At 36.4% G+C, this 25,301-nt stretch carries 17 protein-coding genes and 3 tRNA genes; 4 read left to right on the forward strand and 16 right to left on the reverse strand.

The annotated features are described in order from the left end of the window. Position 1: 1 nt before the first annotated feature. The 3 genes from J3495_RS10675 to J3495_RS10685 form a co-directional block, all read right to left on the reverse strand. Positions 2-910 (reverse strand): PorP/SprF family type IX secretion system membrane protein, encoded by a 909-nt coding sequence (locus J3495_RS10675; protein ID WP_210666546.1) that lies wholly within the window; start codon positions 908-910, stop codon positions 2-4. A gap of 62 nt (positions 911-972) precedes the next feature. Then, positions 973-7,857, reverse strand: a complete 6,885-nt coding sequence (locus tag J3495_RS10680) for an Ig-like domain-containing protein (protein WP_210666547.1) — start codon at positions 7,855-7,857, stop codon at positions 973-975. An 11-nt stretch (positions 7,858-7,868) separates the two neighbouring features. Next, positions 7,869-8,492 (reverse strand): hypothetical protein, encoded by a 624-nt coding sequence (locus J3495_RS10685; protein WP_210666548.1) that lies wholly within the window; start codon positions 8,490-8,492, stop codon positions 7,869-7,871. 834 nt (positions 8,493-9,326) lie between these two features. On the opposite strand from J3495_RS10685, the gene J3495_RS19195 reads away from it, so the two are divergent. Beyond that, positions 9,327-10,865, forward strand: coding sequence for an AraC family transcriptional regulator (locus J3495_RS19195; protein ID WP_236025447.1), 1,539 nt, complete (start codon positions 9,327-9,329; stop codon positions 10,863-10,865). Positions 10,866-11,030: 165 nt separating this feature from the next. Here the strand turns inward: J3495_RS19195 and J3495_RS10695 are convergent, their stop codons facing one another. Genes J3495_RS10695 through J3495_RS10735 form a run of 9 tightly spaced genes read right to left on the reverse strand, consistent with a single transcriptional unit; the run spans position 11,031 to position 21,016 of the window. Then, entirely contained in the window at positions 11,031-12,401 is a 1,371-nt protein-coding gene (locus tag J3495_RS10695) for an alkaline phosphatase family protein (RefSeq protein WP_210666549.1), read from the reverse strand. A gap of 20 nt (positions 12,402-12,421) precedes the next feature. Beyond that, positions 12,422-13,669 (reverse strand): metabolite traffic protein EboE, encoded by a 1,248-nt coding sequence (gene eboE / locus J3495_RS10700; RefSeq protein ID WP_210666550.1) that lies wholly within the window; start codon positions 13,667-13,669, stop codon positions 12,422-12,424. Further along, the gene (locus J3495_RS10705) at positions 13,663-14,835 is read right to left on the reverse strand and encodes a 3-dehydroquinate synthase (protein ID WP_210666551.1); all 1,173 of its coding nucleotides are present in this window, start codon (positions 14,833-14,835) and stop codon (positions 13,663-13,665) included. The genes eboE and J3495_RS10705 overlap by 7 nt, the downstream gene beginning before the upstream one ends. Before the next feature lie 15 nt (positions 14,836-14,850). Next, positions 14,851-15,747 carry a UbiA-like protein EboC gene (eboC, locus tag J3495_RS10710; RefSeq protein ID WP_210666552.1) on the reverse strand — a complete coding sequence of 299 codons (897 nt, stop codon included), beginning with the start codon at positions 15,745-15,747 and terminating at the stop codon, positions 14,851-14,853. Further along, on the reverse strand, positions 15,748-16,656 hold the full coding sequence (locus tag J3495_RS10715; protein WP_210666553.1) for a TatD family hydrolase: 909 nt from the start codon (positions 16,654-16,656) through the stop codon (positions 15,748-15,750). It lies immediately after the preceding gene. Between the two features lie 3 nt (positions 16,657-16,659). Beyond that, positions 16,660-17,520 carry an EboA domain-containing protein gene (locus J3495_RS10720; protein ID WP_210666554.1) on the reverse strand — a complete coding sequence of 287 codons (861 nt, stop codon included), beginning with the start codon at positions 17,518-17,520 and terminating at the stop codon, positions 16,660-16,662. Positions 17,521-17,554: 34 nt separating this feature from the next. Further along, entirely contained in the window at positions 17,555-17,992 is a 438-nt protein-coding gene (locus tag J3495_RS10725) for a VOC family protein (protein WP_210666555.1), read from the reverse strand. A 1-nt stretch (position 17,993) separates the two neighbouring features. Further along, positions 17,994-19,055 (reverse strand): ferritin-like domain-containing protein, encoded by a 1,062-nt coding sequence (locus J3495_RS10730; protein ID WP_210666556.1) that lies wholly within the window; start codon positions 19,053-19,055, stop codon positions 17,994-17,996. Between the two features lie 11 nt (positions 19,056-19,066). After that, positions 19,067-21,016 (reverse strand): hypothetical protein, encoded by a 1,950-nt coding sequence (locus J3495_RS10735; protein ID WP_210666557.1) that lies wholly within the window; start codon positions 21,014-21,016, stop codon positions 19,067-19,069. Positions 21,017-21,441: 425 nt separating this feature from the next. Between J3495_RS10735 and J3495_RS10740 the strand changes: the two genes are divergently transcribed. The 3 genes from J3495_RS10740 to cobA all read left to right on the forward strand — a co-directional run bounded on the left by J3495_RS10740 (position 21,442) and on the right by cobA (position 24,081). Continuing rightward, complete coding sequence (locus J3495_RS10740; protein WP_210666558.1) at positions 21,442-22,623, forward strand: molybdopterin molybdotransferase MoeA; 1,182 nt, start codon at positions 21,442-21,444, stop codon at positions 22,621-22,623. Positions 22,624-22,707: 84 nt separating this feature from the next. Continuing rightward, a complete protein-coding gene (locus tag J3495_RS10745) occupies positions 22,708-23,280 on the forward strand; it encodes a molybdenum cofactor guanylyltransferase (protein ID WP_210666559.1) in 573 nt (190 codons plus the stop codon). A gap of 6 nt (positions 23,281-23,286) precedes the next feature. After that, complete coding sequence (cobA, locus tag J3495_RS10750) at positions 23,287-24,081, forward strand: uroporphyrinogen-III C-methyltransferase (RefSeq protein ID WP_210666560.1); 795 nt, start codon at positions 23,287-23,289, stop codon at positions 24,079-24,081. A 70-nt stretch (positions 24,082-24,151) separates the two neighbouring features. Here cobA and J3495_RS10755 read toward each other — a convergent pair whose 3' ends face one another. From J3495_RS10755 to J3495_RS10770, 4 genes are all read right to left on the reverse strand, one after another. After that, entirely contained in the window at positions 24,152-24,736 is a 585-nt protein-coding gene (locus J3495_RS10755; RefSeq protein WP_210666561.1) for a DUF4202 domain-containing protein, read from the reverse strand. 80 nt (positions 24,737-24,816) lie between these two features. Next, positions 24,817-24,890: transfer RNA gene (locus J3495_RS10760), tRNA-Arg, on the reverse strand. A gap of 30 nt (positions 24,891-24,920) precedes the next feature. Then, positions 24,921-24,995, reverse strand: a tRNA-Pro gene (locus J3495_RS10765). 17 nt (positions 24,996-25,012) lie between these two features. Further along, positions 25,013-25,096 (reverse strand) — tRNA-Ser (locus J3495_RS10770). Between the last annotated feature and the right edge of the window lie 205 nt (positions 25,097-25,301).

The raw sequence follows: 25,301 nt of genomic DNA on the forward strand, positions 1-25,301 counted from the left end.
ATTAGAAAAATCTTGGTGAAGTTATTCGTCCATATTTGTTTAAGAATTCAAAACGCAGGAATATCTCGTGCGATCCTGAATTATAATTGACCAATTTTGTTGTTTCGCGATCATATGCATAACCCAAATACAAACTGTCTGTGATCTGAAACCCCGCCATGGCACTTACTGAAGCACTCCATCTGTAAGCAACACCAATAACAAATTTGTCGTTAAACATAAAGTTGGCAGATGCATCTACTTGCAATGGTGAACCTTCTACCATTTTGGTTAATAAAGCGGGTTTGAATTTTATGGTTTCGTAACGATCCAAATCAAACACATAACCTGCAATAAAATAATAGTTTATTCGGTCTTTGTAGATCGCTACTTCATTATCATCATAACGATTGGTCTGAATGAAATTGGGTACCGATAAACCTACATAAGCCTTGTCTGTATGCCAATAAACACCAGCTCCTACATTAGGGGAGAATTTATTATTAAAATCCTGAAATTGCGGATCACCCTGATCTTCGGGAGTTAATTTAGTAGGGTCTAATTTGAATAAATTGCCAGATCCTTTTATACCAAAAGAAAGTTTAGCTGTGGCTGATGTTGGTATAGAATACGAAAAATCGGCTGATAAAGTGTTCTCATTTGTGGGACCAATTTTATCATTTACTAATGAAACTCCAATTCCTACATTGTTACCTATTGGTGTATTTACCGAAAAACTGCTTGTTTCTGGTGCGCCATCTAACCCAATCCATTGCGTACGATACAATCCGAAAACGCTCATGACTCCTCTGGAACCAGCATAAGCAGGATTGATATTAATGGTGTTATACATGTATTGTGTAAACTGCGCAACTTGCTGAGCAAAACTGGCAACCGAACAAAACAATAAAACTAAAACTAATTTTTTCATTTATTTTATTTTTAAATAATGGCTCAGCCTAATTGACTAAGCCATTTAATTGGTATAGTATATTACTTGGTTAGGTATAAATACCCAGCTTTTTGATGCGTATTGGACTGATTATCTTTATATTTTACGATATAATAATATGTTCCTTCAGGTAATCCGTTTGAGTCTTTGATAGTAACACGACCTTCAGAAATACCTCTAAAAGCAATGTCATTATTGTTATAATGTTCTCTTTCGAATACCAATACTCCCCAACGGTTGTAAATCTCAACCGTATTATCCGGATAACATTCTAAACCTTGTACATAAAACCTTCCGTTTTTATCATCTCCGTTTGCCGATACGGCATTAAAGATTTTGATCACACAACCACTTAATTCTATAATAGTTGGGTTTTCTCCTTGAAGATCACTAAAATCTGATTTGTCTGTAACATTTATTCCGCTAGGAGTCGTTCCTGACACAGTTGCCTGATTGCTAATGCTTCCGGAGTTTACATCTGCCTGAGATAGTGTATAGATTCCTGTAATCGAAGTGTTATCCGTTTGTCCAACCGCTAAATTGATTGGGCCACCGCTCATAACAATTCCTGGTAAAGGATCAGTAACTACGATGTTTTGGAGTGCTACATTTCCATTATTTGTTATTGAAAAACTATAGGTTAACGTTTCTCCTGCTTCTGCATATCCATTGCCGTTATTATCGTTAAGTACTACTGTTTTTACAATAGCAATTGCAGGAACTTCAACAAAAATAGTAACCGTTGCCGTACTACAATTGTTTGGATTCGCCACTTCGCATATTTGATAAGTTAAAATATGGCTACCGGCTGCTGTACCAGGTGCTACATCAATTGTCCCATCGGGATTAAGAGTAATTCCTGTGGGTAAATTTGTTCCGCTTACAATAACATCTGAAGCGTTAACAGGAACTCCGTTTAATTTATCATTATCTAAAACATTAATCACTTCTAATGAACCATTAATACCATCGGCAAGGACTACATCATCGTCATTACCCGCCTCAATGCCGAAGGTAGGCATCGCATTACAACCTGATACTGCTGATGGATAATTTACAACTACAGATTGTGTTGGATTTAGTGTAAACTGCATTGTAACAGAAGGTCTTGTTAATTGAAAACCATCATTTCCTTGTGTCCATTGTCCGTTTACTAATAACCATCCCGGCCAATCTGTTGGATTACCGTTACCGTCTACTGTTGCTCCAGGCCATAAAACATTACCACTTAAGGGCATGTTATTTTGAGTCGCTACAATATTATTTGCACTGTCTATCCAATTGATTGTTAATAAATCTGTTGGAGTAAAATTGTCTGCTACAACACTGTAAGCTACATAAGGCGTATTATTAGAACAATAGCTGTTGGCTGTTACTGTAATCGTTGGTGCAACAACCGAAACTGAAACTGTTGCTGGATCGCAGTTTGTAGGATTTACTGTCTCACAAATTTCGTAGGTTAAAGAATAGTTTCCGGGTGGTGCATTTGGAATTAACTCTACTGTTCCGTCAGGTCTTAATGATAAAACTCCTGATGGATCTGGTGTCACTACACTTAAATTCACATCTGAAGGCAGAAGTGGATTATTATTTAAAGTATCATTAGTAAATACATTGACAACCGTTACTGTACTATTTATTCCTACCACCGAATTAACCGGATCATCAACTGCATCGAGAAGTGTTTTTTCAATAACAAGTGTTATTGTCGCAGGGCTGGCATCAATAGCTCCCAGATTATCAGTAGCTGTAAAAGTAAATGTATCATTGCCTGAATATGCTCCGCTAGGATCATAAGTAAGCATCGTTACTTCTAAAGGTGTTAGTACCTGATTGGCTACTACCGGAATTCCCGATAATGCTAAAACTCCATGAGAAGGCAATGTCAAAATTGTGTAATTTGCAATTGTTCCATCAGTATCTGTTGCTATCAAATCATTAATAACTGTTGCTCCCGATCTTGAAGGAATACTAGCATTGATGTCGTCTTGTGCAACTGGTGCATTATTTCCAACCGGAATTGTAATAGTGGCACTCGATAAAGCTAAGGCGCCTAAATCGTCTGTTGCTGTAAAGGTAAAAGTGTCATTACCTGTAAATGTTCCACTTGGCTCATAGGTCAGCATGCTCGCTTCTAAAGGAGTCAATACTTGGTTTAGTGTTACCGGAATTCCCGCTAATGCTAAAACTCCTTGAGATGGTAATGTTAAAACGGTATAGTTTGCAATACTTCCATCTAAATCTGTTGCCAATAAGGCATTTATAGCTGTCGCTCCCGCTACTGAAGGAATTACAGAATTTATATCATCAAGTGTCACTGGCGCATCGTTTACAGCGTTCACGGTAATGGTCAAAGTAGCGATATTGGAAACCAAACCTAAATTATCGTTTACGGTGTAATTGATTGGTGTTGCTGTTCCGTTGTAGTTGAGCACTGGGGTGAAAGTCACTAGGCCAGTATTGTCTACGGTATAGGTTCCTTGTCCTGTTACGGTGAAAGTCGTCTGAATTCCTGCTGTTGCTGGGTCTAAATCGACTGTAGCCACATCAATGGTTCCATCCAAATCGGTATCATTGGTGGTTATGTTGATGGTTACTGGCGTGTCTTCATCAGTGGAAACTGCATTATTATTGGCCACTGGCGCATCGTTTACAGCGTTCACGGTAACGGTCAAAGTAGCGATATTGGAAACCAAACCTAAATTATCGTTTACGGTGTAATTGATTGGTGTTGCTGTTCCGTTGTAGTTGAGCACTGGGGTGAAAGTCACTAGACCAGTATTGTCTACGGTATAGGTCCCTTGTCCTGTTACGGTGAAAGTCGTCTGAATTCCTGCTGTTGCTGGGTCTAAATCGACTGTTGCCACATCAATAGTTCCATCCAAATCGGTATCATTGGTGGTTACGTTGATGGTTACCGGCGTGTCTTCATCAGTAGAAACAGCATTATTATTGGCCACTGGCGCATCGTTTACAGCGTTCACGGTAACGGTCAAAGTAGCGATATTCGATACCAAACCTAAATTATCGTTTACGGTGTAATTGATTGGTGTTGCTATTCCGTTGTAGTTGAGCACTGGCGTGAAAGTCACTAGGCCAGTATTGTCTACGGTATAGGTTCCTTGTCCTGTTACGGTGAAAGTGGTTTGAATCCCTGCTGTTGCTGGGTCTAAATCGACTGTTGCCACATCAATGGTTCCATCCAAATCGGTATCATTGGTGGTTATGTTGATGGTTACCGGCGTGTCTTCATCAGTGGAAACAGCATTATTATTGGCCACTGGCGCATCGTTTACAGCCGTTACGGTAACGGTCAAAGTAGCGATATTCGATACCAAACCTAAATTATCGTTTACGGTGTAATTGATTGGTGTTGTTGTTCCGTTGTAGTTGAGCACTGGCGTGAAAGTCACTACTCCAGTATTGTCTACGGTATAAGTTCCTTGTCCTGTTACGGTGAAAGTCGTTTGAATCCCTGCTGTTGCTGGGTCTAAATCGACTGTTGCCACATCAATGGTTCCATCCAAATCGGTATCATTGGTAGTTACGTTGATGGTTACCGGCGTGTCTTCATCAGTGGAAACTGCATTATTATTGGCCACTGGCGCATCGTTTACAGCGGTCACGGTAATGGTCAAAGTAGCGATATTGGAAACCAAACCTAAATTATCGTTTACGGTGTAATTGATTGGTGTTGCTGTTCCGTTGTAGTTAAGCACTGGCGTGAAAGTCACTAGACCAGTATTGTCTACGGTATAAGTTCCTTGTCCTGTTACGGTGAAAGTCGTTTGAATTCCTGCTGTTGCTGGGTCTAAATCGACTGTTGCCACATCAATGGTTCCATCCAAATCGGTATCATTGGTAGTTACGTTGATGGTTACCGGCGTGTCTTCATCAGTAGAAACAGCATTATTATTGGCCACTGGTGCATCGTTTACAGCGTTCACGGTAATGGTCAAAGTAGCGATATTGGAAACCAAACCTAAATTATCGTTTACGGTGTAATTGATTGGTGTTGCCGTTCCGTTGTAGTTGAGCACTGGCGTGAAAGTTACTAGACCAGTATTGTCTACGGTATAAGTTCCTTGTCCTGTTACGGTGAAAGTCGTTTGAATCCCTGCTGTCGCTGGGTCTAAATCGACTGTAGCCACATCAATGGTTCCATCCAAATCGGTATCATTGGTAGTTATGTTGATGGTTACCGGCGTGTCTTCATCAGTAGAAACAGCATTATTATTGGCCACTGGCGCATCGTTTACAGCCGTTACTACAAATGTAATGTCGGCATTGTCGCATAAACCAGATACATCGCACAATGTATACGTGATTGTCGCTGTTCCGTTATAATTATTGGCTGGATTGAATGTTACAATTCCAGTTGTTGTATTTAATGTCCAGACACCTTTTGCATCAGAATATGTGGTTTGAATTCCCGCAAGAGCAGTATCTAAATCTATTGTAAATTGTCCAATTCCGTTTACTGGTGCAGAAGGATTACCATCTGGATCTGTATCATTGGTAAGTATATTCACGGTACCATCAGCTCCATCTTCCGTTAAGGGAAAAGCACTTTGATCATCATCATTAGCCACAGGGAAGCGATTCACAGCTGGTGTAGCAGATCCCGAATTGTTTCCTGGTGTTGGATCATTTTGTGCTCCCGTAATAGTAGCTGTATTGCTGTAAGGTCCTGTAGCATTTACTGTCGCAACAATAGTAAGTGTTGCATTGGCTCCATTGGCAAGATTTCCTATAGTCCAGTTTGGTGCAGACCATGTTCCTGTCGAAGGTGTTGCACTCACAAAAGTGTAACCCGCAGGAAGTACATCATTTACTGTAACTCCTGTAGCAGCACTTGGTCCGGCATTCGAAGCTGTAATAGTAAACGTAACATTACTTCCTACGTTGGTTGTAACATTAGGTGCTGTTTTTGTTACTGCAAGATTGGTTTCAACCAAAGGCGTTACGGTTGCAGTATTATTAGCAGCGGTTGTATCAGGATCATTTCCTGTAACGGTTGCTGTATTTACATACGAACCTGTTGGGTTAACTGTTGCTACAATAGACAGAGTAGCACTTGTTCCATTGGTAAGACTACCCACAGTCCAGTTTGGTGCAGTCCATGTTCCTACTGAAGGAGTCGCGCTTACAAAGGTATAACCTGACGAAAGTACGTCATTTACAGTGATACCGGTAGCTTTATAGGGTCCGTTATTGGTTGTTGTAATAGTAAAAGTAACGTTGTCACCAACACTTGGATTAGTATTATTAACAGCTTTTGTAACCTGCAAGTCCAACGGACAAAGCACAGCTTCAAAATTTCTAGAGGTTACAGATGTGCCTCCACAGGCAGTAGTTACTGAATACTGAACTACGACTGTACCTGCTGCTGTAAAATTTACTGTATTACCCGTTAATGTCCCTGGGCCGCTTAATATACTTAATGTCCCTCCCGCTGGGGTTGGTTCTAATAAAACAGGATCACCCACACAATAATTAGATCCTGGTCCTCCTCCTGCTGAGATAGGCTGAATTACCGGAATCGATTCTACACCACAAATTTGTACGGCAGCTGTAGCAAAATTATAAGAAGCTTCTGTACTGGTTGTATTTGAACCATTACCCATACTTCCCCTGATTCTATGACCAACATAACCAAAGTTTGCATCACAGCTTTTCACAATCATTGTGGTATGTCCACCCGTTTCAACAGCTAGAATTTTATCTGTAAGACTCACTCCAGTTGGCATAGTTGGATTACTTGGGTCAGATGGAGTTCCAAGCAAAGAGTTATTGTTTTGCCCAAAAGCATATAAATTTTCAGCAGTATTTATCACATTGGCGCTTCCGTATAAATTATCATGTTCCTGTACGCTAAACCAGACAATGTCGCTCATAACTGGCCCCGCAGCTGATGTATATCGGGGCTGAACCCATCCTAATCGATCTGTGGTTGTCCAGTCTCCCAATTGTCTGTTACTGTTTTCACCGACAGTATATAAATTACCATTTGTAGCTAAAATATAATATGATCTTTCTGTGCCGCTTCCCGAAGAACTAATCATTTTAGGTGTTATAGCAGGTATCGCCATTTGTCTCGCTCTGGTTTGACTTGCAATTACAGCTGTATTATCTCCTAAAAGTACATTAACTCCCCAAACATATACAGTACCATCTGATTTCAAAGCCATAAGACCGTCATAATTTCCTCTACAGGCTACTACGTCCGTCAAAAACGGATTGCCAGCGTCTGAGGTAGTTACTCTGTACCATGTGGTTGCATTTCCTGTTCCCCCATTACCTCGAACACTTGCGGTTTGCGAAATTACCCAAACATCTCCGCTACAAGTTGTAATTGCTAATGTTCTATAAGTAGCAAACATCATCTTAACATCTCCTGGAGTTACACCTGTTGGCAAACCATTTGTATTTCCGTTAATGGTAATTTTTTGAAAAGTAGTGCTTGAAGTGATTGAACCATCAAGAACAATTCCTTCCTTTGACCAAGCATACAAACCATCTGTGGCCAAAAGAATTCCCTGAACATTATTTGCAGAGACGCTTCCCAAGCCAGCTTTTAAAGGAGTACCCGTTAAAGCAGGAAAATTTGTTGCGTTTATTGTTAATGGTGATAATACATCTTGCAATCCATCATTACCAATGTCTTCTCCCCATGTTTGCAAAGAACCGTCTGAGGTTCTTACAATTGTGGTGTGAAAACTGGAAACAAAATTATCATATTCTATTGTTGCAGCATTGTTATTTGACTCAGTCCCAAAATTAGAGAGATCAGTGTTCGGGCATCCAACGGGTGGCGAAGCACATTGAGCATTTGCTATTTGACTGAAGACGAAAAATATAAAAAGCAGATAAAATGCTTTTTTAAAATTCGATATTTTCTTTAAAGTAGAGTAGTTTTTTATCATAAGTAATACGATTATTTTATTATCTGTGGAAGATTGTATGTCTGTACCTGATTATTGAAATCAAAAAAATCAAACATCAGATAGGCTTCGCTATTGACCATTCCAGACACTTTATATTTCAGAAGTTGTGTTTTATTATTCAGGATAATTTCTTTTTCTAACGGCACAGCAGTAAAAGAAACCCCTAATCCGGCAATTGACAAGCCAGGTGTAGGTAATGTGGCGATCGAATTATTTTTTGTGATGATTTTTGCAGGAACCGTAATAATCAAGTCTGAATAATTTCTTCCTTTCTCGATTTTCTGAGAAAAAGCTATCTTCGAAAAATCATAAGATAATTTCACAGCTGTTACTTTTATTCGAGATCTTTCTGCAAACATAGGATGATTGCATTCTTCATCGTGTTTTTTGTTTTCTTGAAAATTAATATCATACTCCCCTGGTTCTTCAAATACATAATCATTAATTTGGTTACCGATCAAAGTAGCGTGACTATTATTTTTCGTATTGGTTATGGTCCACATTACGGATGTATCAACAGTACCAAAATCAATTTTTTCTCCAAAAGAAATCACTTTATAAAATTGTTTATCTTCATCGCTAATTTTGTTTTGAGCTGAAGATTTGTAACCCATAAATAAGATGAAAAATAAAAGGTAAATCAGTTGTTTTTTTAGGTAAAAACAGCTGCGTGTTAGTGTAAGATTTTTGGTCATAAATGATAATTTAGTTCTGTATTTATCTACATAATTCATCAGCGAAATTAGCGAACTACAGGGCCAAAAAATGTCAAGACTCTTTACCAATTGCGTAATAAGAAAAACATAATTCTTATAAAAAAAAGATATATATCTGTTTTACAGGTTTTTATGAAAAAGAAGTTTTAAGCTCTTTGAAGGCTTAAATTTACTAGCCGTAAGAGAAATTGGTGTTTCAGGAATCCTTTTGAGATATAGTTCAGAATAAGGCTACTTGGAGTTTTTAGATCAAGAGATATTTCTTGTGAAATGGCAGTAAAAAGTAGGTGGTTTGACTATGGAAAGAGACATTAAAAGTCAGAAATTAAATTATCTTTTTCTTGTTAAAAACAATGCTAAAACAACAAATTAATTTACTTTTGCAAAAGTCCAATTACAGGTAACAAAAAGAATAATCATTACAAGTAAAATTTTATTTTAATCAACCTTTTTTTGTGTCATTTTTAATTTATTTTTTTCTGCTTTTCCGAAATATTTTTTTTAGAAAGTAGCTGTCTTATTTTTTTAATTTAGAAAATTTACTATCTTGTTGTATAGTTATTATTGATGTAATAAGTGTCGTAAAAAAATAATACTTTATGCCCATAAGGACTTAAATAGTACTAATGTTATGGAATATTTCAAAAAAAACTTTTACTAATAAAAATAATTATATTTTTAAATTTAAAATCGAATTTATAAGCCTGTAAATCATTTAATTAACCTACTTATATGCACTTAAAATATTTTCTTTTCTTCTTTGCAGTTATTGTTTCTCATCATTCAAGTTATTCGCAAAATTCTAAATACGATAGTATTTTTTCTGAAACATCTCAGGTATTGCTAAGTTCAGACCCGACAAAGGCACTGAGCAATACTACTTATCTTTTTAAAATTTCAAAAAACAATACGGAGAGAATAAAAGCCTGTATGCTCAAGGCAACTCTTTTGCGTCAATATGGGATACGAAGTGAAGCTATTGCTGCTTTGAAACAAGCAAATAATTTTGCTGTAATCGACGAGAATTACACTTTTCAGGCGAGAATAAATGGTTTTATGTCAACACTTTACCGAGAGAACGAAATTTACAGCATCGGAAAAATTTATTTGCAAAAGGCCTTAACGGCGAGTAAAAAAATTGAAGATAAAAATGAAATGTATAAATTTCAAGGAAACTTATCTCAGGAAATAGCTTATTACCAGATGTATGCCGCCAATTATTCAAAAGCAATTGAGTGTCTTAAAAACGGTAATATCCTTTTTGAAAAAGCGGGTTCCTCTATTGATAAAAACTTTCAAATTGCAGTTAACGACGAACTTATAGCCAAAAATTATCTTTCATTAAAAAAAATTGATTCGTCTTTATTTTTTTACCAAAAAGCACAAAAAGAACTTGAATTGTCTCAGTCTTCAAATAGTCCTCTGAAAGGTTTTATATTAAATGGTCTTGCAAATGTCTATACTTCTGTGGCAGATTATAAAAAAGCAAACTTGTATTATCAGGAAGCTGAGCAGATAGCAGAAGCTTCGAATTTCTTTATATTGAAGCAGGAAGTATATAGTTCTTTATTGGATTTTTATAAAAAAACAGACCAAAAAAAATACATTATTTACAATGAAAAGAATGTAAAACTGAATAAAGATGAAGAACATAGCCGAAAAATAATTGCAGACGAATTAATCAAAACACTTCAGAAAAAAGAGCTTGACAATCAATCCAAATATGAGAGAAGTACCTTTGTAATTATTGGCGGCTGTACTTTTATTGTTTTAACTACTTTAGGAATTTATATCTACAGAAGAAGACAAGATTATAAAAAATTTATCAGCAGAAGCGCTATCACTTTTAACGAAGAAGTTGAAATAATTCCGAAGAAAGAAGTTACGAAAGAATACATGTCTGAGGCAACAGAAAGAAGTATTATGAAAAGTATTAAGGAATTTGAGAAATCTCAATTTTATCTTAATAAAGATCTTTCTCTAAATACAGTTGCCGGCGAACTCGGAATAAATAATCGATATTTATCGTATGTCATCAATAAAAATAAGTCAAAAGATTTTGCAACTTATATCAATGAATTGCGCATAAATTATATTGTTGATCGATTAAAAAACGACAGCAGTTACCTGAAATATAAGATAAGTTACCTGGCAGATGAAGCAGGTTTTTCTTCTCACAGCAGATTCAGTATTACATTTAAAAAAGTTACGGGGGTTTCTCCAATGAATTTTATTGCTTACCTGCAGCAAGAAAATGAAGAAAAAGAGTAATAAGTACAATTGTAACTTATTTAGGATTGCTTTGTTTTTTCGGAGAAGAAAATTATTAGTGTTTTTTGTTACACTTTTATGCAGTTGTCATTGATTTTAAAAACATAAAAAGGAATAACAAAATAGAGATAAAAAGAATTGTATCGTTTGAAACTAATTTTTTCATTATTTTTTAAAAATAATGTCGAGTATATATTGACATATAAAATTACTCTCTATTTTTTCTGGAAGATTATTTTTACTGATAAATATTGGTTTGTCTGCATCATTTTTCGGGATGCATCCATGAGAACCCTTAACCAGTTTGGCGTCTAGAGGAATTACATTCATAAGAGTGCGAAAGCCGAGTTTTTTTCTAATTAATTTCAAAATAATACGAGGTAAAATAAATTTTTTCTTCGGGTCAAGAAATAGTTCAACAGGATCATACCCTATTTTTTTATGAATTTCTACCGTGCGGGCAAAATCGGGGGCTTTGCGATCATCTAACCAATAATAATAAGTAAACCAACTGTCTTGATCTGCAACAAGTACAAGATCTCCTGCACGTTCATGATCCAGATGATGCGCTTTTTTTCCGGCATTATCCAGCACTTTTGCCACTCCAGGTATTTTTTCCAGTAATTTTTTCAGCTCCTGAATATCATTTTTACATTTGATATATACATGCGCTATTTGGTGATCTGCCAATGCAAAAGCACGACACTCACCAGTATCTAATAATTCGAGTTCTTTTTCTTCTCTAATTTGCAAATAACCGTTAGTTCGCAAAAACCGATTGATATGTATTGGGTTGGTAACTTTGGTAATGCCATACTCAGATAAAACAATTACTTGTGTTCCTTTATCTTCAAAATATTCAATTAAATCTTTGCAAACTAGGTCGATAGATTTTAAATCTACTGCAATTTCTGGAGAGTTGGGCTCAAATTTTTGACAGCAATAATCTAAATGTGGTAGGTAAATTAAGGTGAGGGTTGGATTGTGCCATTCGTAAACGAGTTTTGCCGCTTTTGCAATCCATTCGCTTGAGCGGATTGTTGTTTTTGGCCCCCAAAAGTCAAACAACGGAAATACGCCCAATTTGTCTTGTAAGCGATCTCGTAAATTAGCTGGTTTTGAGTAAGAATCTGGTTTTTTCTGTCCGTCTGCCCAATATTGCGGACGAGGCGTTACTGTAAAATCAGCGTCAGAGTACATGTTGTACCACCAAAACAAATTGGCGCACGTAAATGTTGGATCAATTTCTCTCGCTAAGTCCCATATTTTTTCAGATTGCACCAGTTTGTTTGATTGTTTCCACATTTTTACCTCGGCATCATTTCGGTCATACCATCCATTGCCTACAATACCGTGTTCTGAAGGCCATTTTCCAGTTAGATAAGTGGCTTGGGCAGAGCAGGTAAGGGCAGGAAGTACGGGTTCGATACTACTCAAATACTTATTTTTTTTTAACCATTGGTGCAAAAAAAGATCTGGATTTTCGAGTAAATTGGTGGTAAGCCCCACTACATTAATAACGACAGTTTGCTGCATTGTTTTGATTTTACTTTTTTTTAAAGTGCTTTTGCATCGATCATTTGCTCTTTTGCATTATGATCTACTCTGTTTAAAACCCATTTTAATTCTCTCTCGATTGATTGCTCCAAATCTGTTTGTAAATGGGCAGGTAAAACTTGCCAAGTGTAAGTCTCTATTTCGAGATGTTTGGTAAACTCTTTTTGGCGCCATTTTTTTAAAACATCAATAATATCATTTTGGGTAGATTGCAATAGCTGGTAATCTTCAATGAAAATTGGAACATGAAAATGTGTACGCAGCTCTTTAAAATCTTCTCGTTGCATGGCCTCGATACCGTTTTTTAAGTCATTAAATTTTAGCAGTTCCTCGTTTATTGTTTTTATTACTGACTGATGCAAATAAGTAGGTTCATCAAAAGTACGGAGGCATTTCTGTAGTTCCTGAATTGTTGTATTTGATGATGCAGTACATTTGAGAGCAGCACTAATTTGTAATTTTCCAATCTTTAAATTATGCTTTTCCATTTTTTGAAGTACATCTTCGCTTTTTTCAAATCCAATGGCAAAATGGCAAACATCATAACAAAGCTGCACATGATTGCGTATGTAATATTTTGCTTTTGGCAGACTGCAAAAAAGAGTAGCGGCCAATAATGATGCCCCTTCTTTTAGTAAATAATCTTCAAAAAAAGCAATATATTCGGCACTGTTTTCAATGATCCCGTCGGGTTCCGGTTCTATATCCAAATGCATCATTGTACCTTTACTTTCATGAAGATTTACTAACTGTGTGACCACTGCGACCAATTGTTTTGTGGCTGTTTTTTTTGCTTCAATCAAACTGGCTTCGGTGGGGTACCAATGTTTGTAGGAGAGTGGAGAAGTAGAAATTCCGCCTTCTAAACCAAAGGGCAAAAGTTCAGACAAAATAGTAAAAAGTAATTGGGTATACTGCAATCTGTCGTCGCTTGTCCAATCCGGAAAATGAACTTTGTCTTTTACGGGTTGATCATGAAAATTTCCATAAGGAAATCCATTCATCGTAAAGACATACATTTTATTATTTTGCAGCCAATCCTTAAATATTGAAAGATTATTATCTAAGGTTAATTCGGTGGCGGCTTGGTAAGACAGACGCAAACCAATTCCGAATGGCTTATTTGGTGAGACTTTTTCTTTGAGCGGAATGCAATACGTTTCGATACTTTTAAAAACAGCTTCCCACGATTCACCCGCGTGAATGTTGGTACAATAACTTAAATGACCATTTGCACTGATTAACATACTTTTGTATTTAATTGGCAAAATGAGTATAAGTATTGAATGGATGCTGTAATTAATTTATTATCAAGCGAATGTACTTCTTCTCCCGTGCCAATATCGCTTAATAACATGATTGTTAGTTGACCTCCGAGGTGTTCTCTAAATTCATCTAATCCTTTTATAACCTCATCAAGATGCGTATCAAGGATGGGATGTGTTATTGCAAACTCCAATGTTAAAAAGCATTTTAAGATTCGGTCCAGGCTTGATTGATCAATTCTTTTTGATAAAAAAGAATAGGTAACATCGAGGGCGATACCAATCGCTACGGCTTCTCCGTGTGTAATTTCATAATTGGTAAGCTGCTCCATTTTATGTGCCGCCCAATGCCCGAAGTCTAACGGACGGGAAGAACCTTTTTCGAAAGGATCTCCTTTTTTAGAAATATGGTCAGTATGTAAATCGGCACAGCGAATAATGAGTGTTTCCATAACAGAAACATCTCTGTTGTTGAGTGCCTGAGTATTTTTTTCTATCCAGTCAAAAAATGATGCCTCTTTGATAAGCGCTACTTTTATGGCTTCGGAAATACCGGATCGCCAATGGCGTTTGCTCAAAGTTTTTAAAAAGTCGGAATCATTGAGGACAGCATAGGGCGGTGCAAATGTGCCCAAAAAGTTTTTTTTGCCAAAGTAATTCATGCTGTTTTTTACGCCAACGCCAGAATCATTTTGCGACAAAACGGTTGTCGGTATTCGGATCAGACGCACGCCACGATGTGCAATTGCAGCAGCATAACCCACAGCATCCAATACTGCTCCTCCGCCAATCGCTATTAAAAAAGAATGGCGGTCTATTTTATTATTGTTTATTAATTGTAGTACGGCCTCGATATCATTGTGATTATTCTTAATGACTTCACCACCCTGAACTACAAGTATATTGTTTTCGGTAATTCTGAACTGCTGATGATTAAAATAATGGATAACTTTTGTGATAAAATGTTCTGTACAGTCTACAACACCTTTATCAATCACGATTGTGACTTTGGGCTGTTGAAAACCAGGCTCTTTTTTAATCACATCAATAAGCGATGAATTATTTACATCAAATAAAGAACGACTAAAAATAATGTCATAATTAAATGCGACTTGAAAATTTTGCTGAAGTATATGTTGGTGTTTCATTTTTATGAGGTATAATCAAGTGACTGCAAATTTTTTAGATAATAAAATTGATACAGGCAATAAAGCCAGCACCAGTAGCGCATAAAACAATCCTGCCGAACCTGCAACGTAACTCGCATTAAGCGGAATTAAAGACAATATTCCCGTTTTTACAGCTTTTTGAATGGTGTCGGGTTGGTTATGAATGAATGCTTTGTATTTTGCAAAAAAATTAATTCCGTACCAAAAAAGAAGAAAAGGCATCAATATCCAGAACCGAAATCCTAGTAGATGTCCTATCCAAACAAACAAGGCCACTACGGCGGCATCCAAAAACATAGCAATTAGTAAAGTGGATTTATTATTGCCAGCCGCTTCTTTTTTGGCAGTAAGCGTGATGGCGGCAATAAATAAAATAGGAATAATGCCAATGTACCAATAATTGAAAACGGCGTCGTTGCTGATGCTCATTCCTAAAAGTAAATTGCCTCCCCTACAAAGCCCCATATTTAAAGGACCTATTACCGGATAATGTTTGCTTATCTTGTCGTAACTAAGTGCTAGAATGCTGATAATAATGGCTAAAACACCACTTAATGTAGAAACTGCAAAAGCAAATCCAATGCCCATCAGCAACAGAAAACAACCCAATAAAATGGCTTCCTTTTTACGTACTAAACCTCTGGGAAGCACTCTTTCGGGACGGTTTATGATGTCTGATTCTAAATCAAAAATATCATTAAACACAATTCCTCCTCCGTATAAGCCAATAGTAGAAAAAACTAATAATAATAAATCGAGTAGAAAATAACCGTTGTTACCAGTAAAAACTAAAACTCCCGAAATAGCAATACCTGCCAAAATATCTGCTATGGCAGTTATAATATTGGCCGGACGCATTAAGGTTAATAGATAAAAGGGCTTACTTGACATTTAGTTTTCGATAATAATATTTGGGTATACAATTTTTTTTGATTCCTGTCCTCTCAGAACACTACTTCCCTCAAACATTGTATCTTGGGTAACTACCATTTCATTTTTCCAGTCTTTTTCATGCATTTGCCCGCTTTGAGAATAAGCTGTCAATGCATTTTTATAACAAGTTAGATGAACATCTTCTTTCGCAATACCTCTTTCGAGCATTAAAGCGGCAGTTTTAGGAACAGACAAGGGATCACTCACACCCCAATCGGCAGAACTATCGACAATAATACGCTCAGAGCCATATTGTTTTACAACTTCTACCATTCGTTCGTTCCCCATTTTGGTATTAGGATATATTGTAAAAGCGGTCCAATAACCCCTGTCCAAAACATGTTTGGCAGTTTCCTCGTTATTGTGGTCGATTACGACCATGTGAGGAGCGATTCCGTGTTCTTCCAACACATCCATGCTTCTGATAGTTCCGTTTTTTTTATCTCTGTGTGGAGTGTGAACCATTACAGGCAAATTAAATTGTAATGCCAGTTCGATCTGCAATCTAAAATATTTATCCTCAGCTGGAGTTTGATCGTCATAACCGATTTCGCCAATAGCTACAACTCCTTCTTTGGCGGCAAACAAAGGCAATAAATCCATTACTTTTTCTGCCAAAGCTTCGTTATTGGCTTCTTTAGAATTTAAACCTATTGTACAATAATGTTTGATTCCGAATTGTGATGCTCTAAATCTTTCCCAACCTACCAAAGTGCTAAAATAATCTTTGAAAGAAGAGGCTTCTGTTCTGGCTTGTCCAAGCCAAAAAGCGGGTTCAATAACGGCTACGATACCTGCGGCACGCATGGCTTGGTAATCATCAGTAGTTCTGGATACCATGTGAATATGTGGGTCAATAAAATACATAGGTTAAGAATTTAATTGTGAATAATATTTTGTTCCTATCGCATTCCATGAAATGTTTTTATAAAACAGTGCTTCATTGGGCATTTCATTTTCATGATAAAATGAGCTTTTTTTTATTGTTTTGAAGGCTGCTCGTTTTGTTAGGTCATCTCCGTTATGTACAGCACTTACTAGATCTTGTGCTATTTCGGTATTTATAAAACCCACAACCAATCTCCAAATTTCAGGTGTTACTGCTCTTCCTGCGGACCAGCGTTCGTGAATATAATCGTGAACTATCAAAGCTAGTTTTTCGTTTTTACGCAAGTCTAAATCGGTGATTTGATACAATGGAAGCCCCATAAAAACGGCTTTCAAAACCAATTGATTCCAGGCATCTGTGGGCAGATATTTTGCAGCAAAAGGGTTTCCTAATGCTATGGCATCAAATACAGCGACCATATTGGTTCTGATTCCTTCCTGAGCCATTGGCACAAAATCGTGAGCATTCTCTAGAAAAAATAAACCTTTATAAAGGCAAACAAGCTCTGTAATTGCAGCCATTTCGGCTAAGTTTTTCAGTATTTCAATATTTTGATGTTTTGGAAGTTGTATCATTAACAAGCAACGACAAAGCTGCTGTAAATCCCACTTACTCTCTGTAAAGCCTGGATACAAATCCTCTAACAATGCTTTTTCTTCTGTAGTCCATTGCGGAAAAACCGACGAAATGTTTCTGGAGATTAATCCGAATGTCTTAAAAAAATAGGTGCTGTTTTCGAATTTGATAGTAGCAGTAAACCACTCTAATTCAGATTCGGAAAGTTTCTTCTGAAGCAGGTTCTGAATGATTTCCTCGGCAGTTTTACTTGATTTTGCTATCATTTCTTTTTAATTTAGCACTTCTTTTATACCAGTATTATTTCAAAATATTCTCGCGGATGACCAAAGAATTATTGTCAGGATCTCTAAAAAAGAAAAACTTGTCAACATACCCTTTATCCGAAGTATTAGTATTGATTATTACACCGTCTATTTTATCGATCACAACTTTTTTACTTATAAAATACTCCAGGGTTGCCTTGATATCATCTACGATAAAACTCGGAACGCTGCCGGTTTCGGGCAACGGATAAAAAGGCACACTAATGTCTTTAAACAAACCCAGCATAAAATCATTTTTCTGCTTAGAGTCCAGGTACATTTGTAGGTATGATTCCATTCCGAAATTCCCACCCGAATTGAGCGTATATTTATCATCGACCTTAAATCCTAGAATTTCCTCATAGAATTTTCTGGATGCTACGACATCACTTACAGATAACTTAACAATTAGAGCTTTTGATTTGAATTTCATATTATGAAAGAATTTCGTGTTCAGAAAGTGTTTTGGTAAACTCGTATGAAGGTCCAATGGTGTAACCTTTTTTTCCAGGAAATGGCATTTCAGCTAATTTCTGAGAAGTTAACCTCAAATCAAACATAACTCCGATCGTATTGTTAAGATATTCGGGTTCTCCATTGAAAGTACGATGTAGCCCGTTTAATAAATCACTGTAAGAATTATTAAAAATATCTACCTGTCTTCTTTCTTCAGAACCTTCGGGCAGCATATTTGCTTTGGTGTTCGGAAAAATAGGCTGGACATTATTGGGATGAAATGGGATGACTGGTCCGCTAAAAGAATAACCATTTGGAGCCGTTGGATTTTTGACTAATTCTTTCCCAACATATAATTCCTGAAATCGGTAATAATGTGCTAATTCTCCCTCTTCGTCTATTGGCGAAGTTGTAGTTCCCTCTCCTTGTTCTACAATTATATTGATGGCGCTCATGGCATCATGTTTTGTTAGAATGGGATACAGTAAATTAGAGTCAAAAAATGATGAAGTCACTTGTCTAGCAGGATCACCCGGTAATTTTTCTGGTGCTAATTCGTCTATTTTTTTTTGTAAAGCCATATAAAATTCTCCGATGGTCCTGAAAGTTGGTAAAGCACTCTTTTTTGCCGTTTTTTCATAAACTATAGGGTTTTCAGGCTCTTCTATTTCCATAAAAACATTCTTTACCAGTTCGGGCGAATATTTTTCTATACCCACTATTAGGCCTTCACCAATGCCCATAGGCAAATGGGTAGGGTAATTGGGTACAAAATTCGGATTTGATATGTCTGGTTTTCCTCCCAAAGCATTCAATATATTCGCAGCGATGGTCATGTGCAGCATCTCTTCGATTACAATCGAATGGATGACTTTCCTGATCTCAGCTTCGGTGTTGGGTTTAAAAGAAAACAATGCTGTCAAATAAGGAGGGATCGTAGCATGTTCTAGTTCGATAGCATTTTGCAGCAATGGAAAAAGTTCTTCTAAACTTTCAGCATTGATTATAGAATTTACAAATTTAGGACTTATCTTTAGCATAATGTTATAATTTAGAATTCAAATAGATTAGTGATTTCAGGGCTACTAAAGTTGGAGCCGTTTTTTGCTCGTACTGCATTTTTTAATCGCTCTTGGTTATTTGTCAAAGTGATAGTTTCTGTTAACGCTATTTCTTCCACTACATTTACTTTTGCTATCGTCTTTTGTTTTGTTACAGCAACCTGCTCATCAATGATTGGGTTTTCCAGCCATTTTAAAATAGTCAGTCTTTTATTTTCTGATAAATCTCGGGTTACGGGCATGTAGATAGGATCTTTGATGTCTCTATCAAACGCAAACGTTAAAATTTCCTTCTTGGCTATCATTGCATTAGGATCACTAAAATCAATAAAAAACTTACTCATAATAGGGTAGAGATGCGCAAATTGTACCATAATATCTTTAATATCTGACCAAACCGGCTTCTCTGGAATTTCAAAATAGTCTCTTAAGTGTATTGCAATAAAAGCATCTGGCATCATAGAACCCGATGCAGGATCTGGTGTTACGCCACTTAACTGATAATCCAGTGTGTAGATCTGACCATCCATATAGTCTCGTGGACTATCAATTCTGTTTCCTGTCAATTTTAATATTGCCAAACCATTTTCATCGGTACTAATATTTGCATCAAAGCTAAGGCCTGCTGCGGGATAATTATTTCCCGGTATGTCGCAAATAGGTGGGGTGTTTTCGTTTTTTGGAGAAACTGGCGTAGCTGGCTCCAAAGTGATATCTAGGCTCGCGTTCTGTAGAGGTTTTCCAAACTGGTAGGCATAAAATCTCACTTCATTGGTTTGGTTGGTGTCTAAACGTTGTACAAAATTATCTGCTCTTACTACAAGTCCGTTAATCGCTTCTCGTGCAATAACCACATATTGATTTGCTTGTGAAGAGCCGCCAAGTAATAGTAATTGATTATTTTCTAAGGCAGCAACGGCCTCGGCAGTTAGGTTATTAAAATCTAAGATAGCACTGGTCTTATTGAGCCAATCTGTTCCGTTTTGATACTCAATTTTACCGATAAGTACAATATCGGTACTAGCAACTATAACAGAATTTGGGCTAGAAGGAGCGTTTATTGCTTTTTTACTAACAGCCAGATATAAATTGGTAGTTAGCGAAACGTTGCCTATCGAGTTTGATACAGGGAATGAACTTCCCATATCAATCGAGAGTCTTGCATTATTTTTATCGAATAAAAAATTGGAAGTACCAAAGAAGATAGAACCTCCATTAGAAAGAATTCCGTATAATCTTCTGGTAGGCGCAAAAAGTTGTGGTTCGTTGAAAAACCAAGGTCCCAAACTTCCTAATACACGTCCTAATGAAAATCTGCCATCTTCAGCATGACTGTAATAATAGCCAAAACCATTTAAGTTTATACTCAGTTTATTTCCTTGTGTTTTATTTTTTAAGGCCAGTAAAAAAGGGGAATTAACAGCCAAATCGCCCCAAACTACATCTTCAAGAACCGAAGTCCATGAACCTCCTAAAGGTTGTCCGTTAACCCTGCCACCAGATTGCTGACGCATTTGTAAATCCCTAAAACCAGTAGGCTCAATTTTTCCCTCAAGTAACAACTCATTCTTAGCGGTAAGTATTCTAAAAGTTACACCCCAAAGTTGTGAAACCATTTGCTGCTGTGGGTCTAAATCTACCATTTTTCCGGAGTTTCTTCCCTCAGCACCACATACAACCTGACCGATAATGCCATCCAATAAAGGATCTGAGGTGCTAGTACCATCTTCTCCTGTAATTCGTTTTACAAAACAATTTTGAAATCCAAATGTGGCACCGCCTTCAGGGTTCCACCATCCGTTTTGCGATCCTTTGCCAAATTGCTGAAATGAAGGCTCAAAGCTGCTATTGTTGTAATGTTGTGGGTCATTATTGACCGTAGAGACATCAGAAATGAAATCTCCTGAAAAGGTAAGACGAGGGACGTTTAAGTACGACATGATTTTGTGGTTTGATTACTAAAAAACTACTAATAAGAAAGAAATGGATTGGGTTATTTTTCTATAGTAAATTTAATTTATCACCTCATTTTTTGATAGTAAAATGTCATGAACGGGCTTTTTTTGGACACAGGAAGGGTAAATGATGTCATAAGTTTTTTTTTATAAATAAAGGTTTTACTGATTAAAAAAAGCTTCAGCATAATTTAGAAAACAATAAATCAATTAGACTAATGCTTCTCTGACCATTTTTGTTGGTACAGCAATGGTTTTATTTTGAATAAAAACTAGCTCAAAATTGAACGCTGATATTGAATAAATTAGACTAATTTTATAGAGATTAAAATAAATTCAAATTCATCACCCATACTAATACAAAATACTTATGTTTATAAGTACTTAAACGTAGTTTTTATTTCAAAAAAATGATACAAGTTATTGAAGCTTTAGCGATAGTCGAGGCAAACAGTTCTAAAATGCCGGGCAAAAGAATTCCTCTAGGCAAGGCTTTGGGCTATGTTTTGGCAGAAACGGTTTACTCTCACACTGCGACACCTGCTTTTCGACAATCTGCAATAGATGGTTACGCTTTTGTTTACAGCGAAAAACAACAATATGATATTGTAGGCAGTTTGCAGGCGGGAGAACACTTAAATACAAAACTGGAAAATAACCAAACCGTGCGTGTTTTTCCGGGAGCTTTTTTGCCCGATGGCGCCGATACTGTCGTGACGCATGATTATGTGATGGCAAATGAAAAGTCAATTTTGATTACCGTAATGCCGGATCAGTTCGATAATATTCATGAAAATGTGGAACAAACTGAACAAATTGACAAAAATGAGGTGTCTTTAGAAGCCAATACTTTAATTACACCGGCTTCAATAGGTCTTTTATATGGTTTAGGAATTACAGAAGTTACGGTTTATAAAAAGCCGAAAATAGCTCTTTTGGTAATAGAAAACGGATTGGTTAAAACGGATGAAAAATTCCTAAAAGATAAAATTCACGAAAGTAATTCGCTGATGCTTCAAGCAGCACTACAAACTATTGGAATCAAAAAAACGAAAGTTTTTGGAGTAAAAAATAATTTCAAAGCAATTAAAAAAGCACTAAAAAATAGTCTTTCAAAATATGATATTGTCCTGATTTCTGGCGGAGTTTCGGCAGGAGATTTTGATGCTGTAAAAGAAGTATTACTCGAAGACGAAGTGAAAGAACTTTTTTATAAAATCAATCAAAAACCTGAAGAACCACTTTTTTTTGGAAAAAAAGAGGAAACTTTAGTTTTTACTTTATCAGGGAATCCAGCATCGTTATTAACTAATTTTTATGTTTACGTTTGTCCCGCAATAAAAAATAAAATGGGTTTTGGAGAAATTTATGTACCAAAAGTAATTCGGAAATTAAATTCAGAAATTACAAATACATCAGGAAAAACAGTTTTTTTAAAAGTTTTATATGACGAAACATTTGTAACTGTTTTAGAGGATAATAGCCTGGTATTGCTCGATACTTTCGCAAAGGCCAACAGTTTATTGATGGTTCCTTATAACGTAGAAAATGTAAAAAAGGGAGAATCGGTTACTTTGTTGCCGATAAATTAAACAATAATTAAAAGATCAAAACTACAACTTTGACTGAAGCTTAAACATATAAATTAGTAGTAAATCATCAATAAATTGTTTGTTATGGAGACACTAACAGTATTTATTCTCTGCGGAGGAAAAAGCAATCACGTCCAGTCGGAGAAAGGGTTGGTTTTGTTTCAAAAAAAGCCTTTTATCGAACATATTATTCAGGCAATTTTGCCTATTACAGAAAATATTCGTTTAGTAACAAACTCAAAAGAATACGATTATTTGGTATATCCAAAAATAGCAGATATTATAATGGACAAAGGCCCTTTAGGAGCAATTTATACGGCCTTGTCACATTCTGAAACCGAATTTAATTTGATTTTGAGTTGTGATATTCCTTTAATTTCAACACAATTATTATCCGACTTGATTACGAGGCACAACCAGGAAGCGGGAATTACCATTTTTACTTCCGAAAGCAGATTGCATCCGTTAATCGGAATCTATTCAAAAAAAATAGTGGCAGTTATCAAAAACGTAATTGATGCAGGGGAGTTAAAAATGAATGATTTAATCGCGAAAATTCCGCATCAAATTATCACAATAGAAGATAGCGAAAAGATTCATTTGACCAGTATTCATTCGATGGATGAGTTAAACGACCTCAATATTAATTTAAGTTAAAGGAGTATGAAAAACTTTAAAAAACCAAAACTAACCATTGTGGGCGCTGGTCCTGGAGATGCTGAACTAATTACGCTGAAAGCCATAAAAGCGTTAAAAAATGCCGATGTGGTTTTGTATGATGCTTTGGTAAACGAAGAATTATTGCAATATGCAACTCATGCTGAGATTGTTTTTGTTGGCAAACGTTCAGGATGCCATGCTTATACGCAGGATCAAATTAATGATTTAATCGTTTCTATGGCCAATCGTTACGGTCATGTTGTACGCCTAAAAGGAGGCGATCCCTTTGTTTTTGGTCGCGGAAGTGAAGAAATTGAATATGTAGAAAAATTTGGGTTAGAGACTGCGGTCGTTCCCGGAATTTCATCGGCTTTGGGTGTTCCAGTTTCGTCAGGTATCAGCTTGACACAGCGGCATGTTGCCGATAGTTTTTGGGTAATTACAGGTACAACTTCTAATCATGAATTGTCTAAAGATGTTCATTTGGCTTCAAAATCAGCCGCAACTGTGTTAATTTTGATGGGAATGCATCAGCTTTATAAAATTGTTTCAATTTACAAGGCAAACCGAGCCGATGATTTGCCAATTGCCATTATTCAGAACGGAACGAAAAATAACGAGCAAAAAGTAGTAGGAAATATTAGCTCAATTATTGACTTAGTAGCTCAAAAAAACATCGCGTCACCAGCTATTATTGTCATTGGTGATGTGGTAAGAAACACATCAAAATTAAGCTCTTATTTTAAAGAATATTTCGAGGATGAATTTGTCTTTCAGAATTTAAATTTAGAACAATAATTGAGTTTAAATGTTGTAAAAACTATAGTTGTAAAATCAAAACCGATGAATTAGTCTCTGATAGGTTTATTTACAACCCCAGAGATGCTTTAATCAAACTTAAATTTTCTTCAGAGTAACTGATCTTTAAAGCTTCCTTATGTCCTTTTTCAGACATTTTATCCCAAGTTTTTTTGATGATGTTTTTTAGTTTTTCGTCATCATGTTTTTGTGCAAAAGGCTCTAAATAGTAATCAAGAAAAACCAGGCAAATGACATCTTCCAGAAGCTGTGTTTCGGCATCTTTTTTAAGTAATTTTTTTTCGATTAAAAAAGAAACACGAGCAATAAAAGCCTCATCATAACCAGCTTTTTCCAAAATTTCTGAAGTAGTTTTGGCATGAAATTTTTTCAAATCTTCTCTCCATCTTAAATAACCAACACGATCCATAGCGTAAGACTCCCTTGCAACTTTCCATCGACAAATGTGTTGTGCTTTTGCTGCAATTTGGACTTCCTCAGAAGCATCTGGAGCAAAATCCATTAGTTTTTGATACATCCTCATTGAGTACAATAACTCTTTTGGATATTCGTTGTTTTGGTCAATTTCGATATTTGGATCCTGAGCATTTTCGGCATCAATCCAGATACTTGCTTGTTGAAAAGGTGTATTCATTTTTTTTGAAAAATATTGATTTCAAATATAGGTAATTAAAACAGAAAAGCCTCAAAATCAAAAGATTATGAGGCTTTGTGTGAACGCAGAAGGATTCGAACCTTCGACCGCCTGCTTAGAAGGCAGGTGCTCTATCCAGCTGAGCTATGCGTCCATTTGTTTTTAAACTTTATGGAAAGTTTTGTCGGGGTGGCAGGATTCGAACCTGCGGCCTCCTGCTCCCAAAGCAGGCGCGATAACCGGGCTACGCTACACCCCGAAAAGCAAATTATTATGCGGAGAGACAGGGACTCGAACCCTGGCGACGATTGCTCGTCGACAGATTAGCAATCTGCTCCATTACCGCTCTGGCACCTCTCCAAGCTCAAGGAAACGAGTCCTATTTTGCGGTTGCAAATGTAACACAACATTGTATTACTCGCAACTATTTTGGTGCTTTTTTTTATCTTTTTTCAATCTTTTTTTTAAAACACTTAACAATCAAACGAATAGAATTAACAAAAAGACAACCTCAATTTAAAATTCAATCGTATTCGCTCAAAATTTGAATATCTACAAATAAAGG

It is taken from the genome of Flavobacterium geliluteum (genome assembly GCF_017948595.1).
Taxonomy (GTDB): domain Bacteria; phylum Bacteroidota; class Bacteroidia; order Flavobacteriales; family Flavobacteriaceae; genus Flavobacterium; species Flavobacterium flavipigmentatum.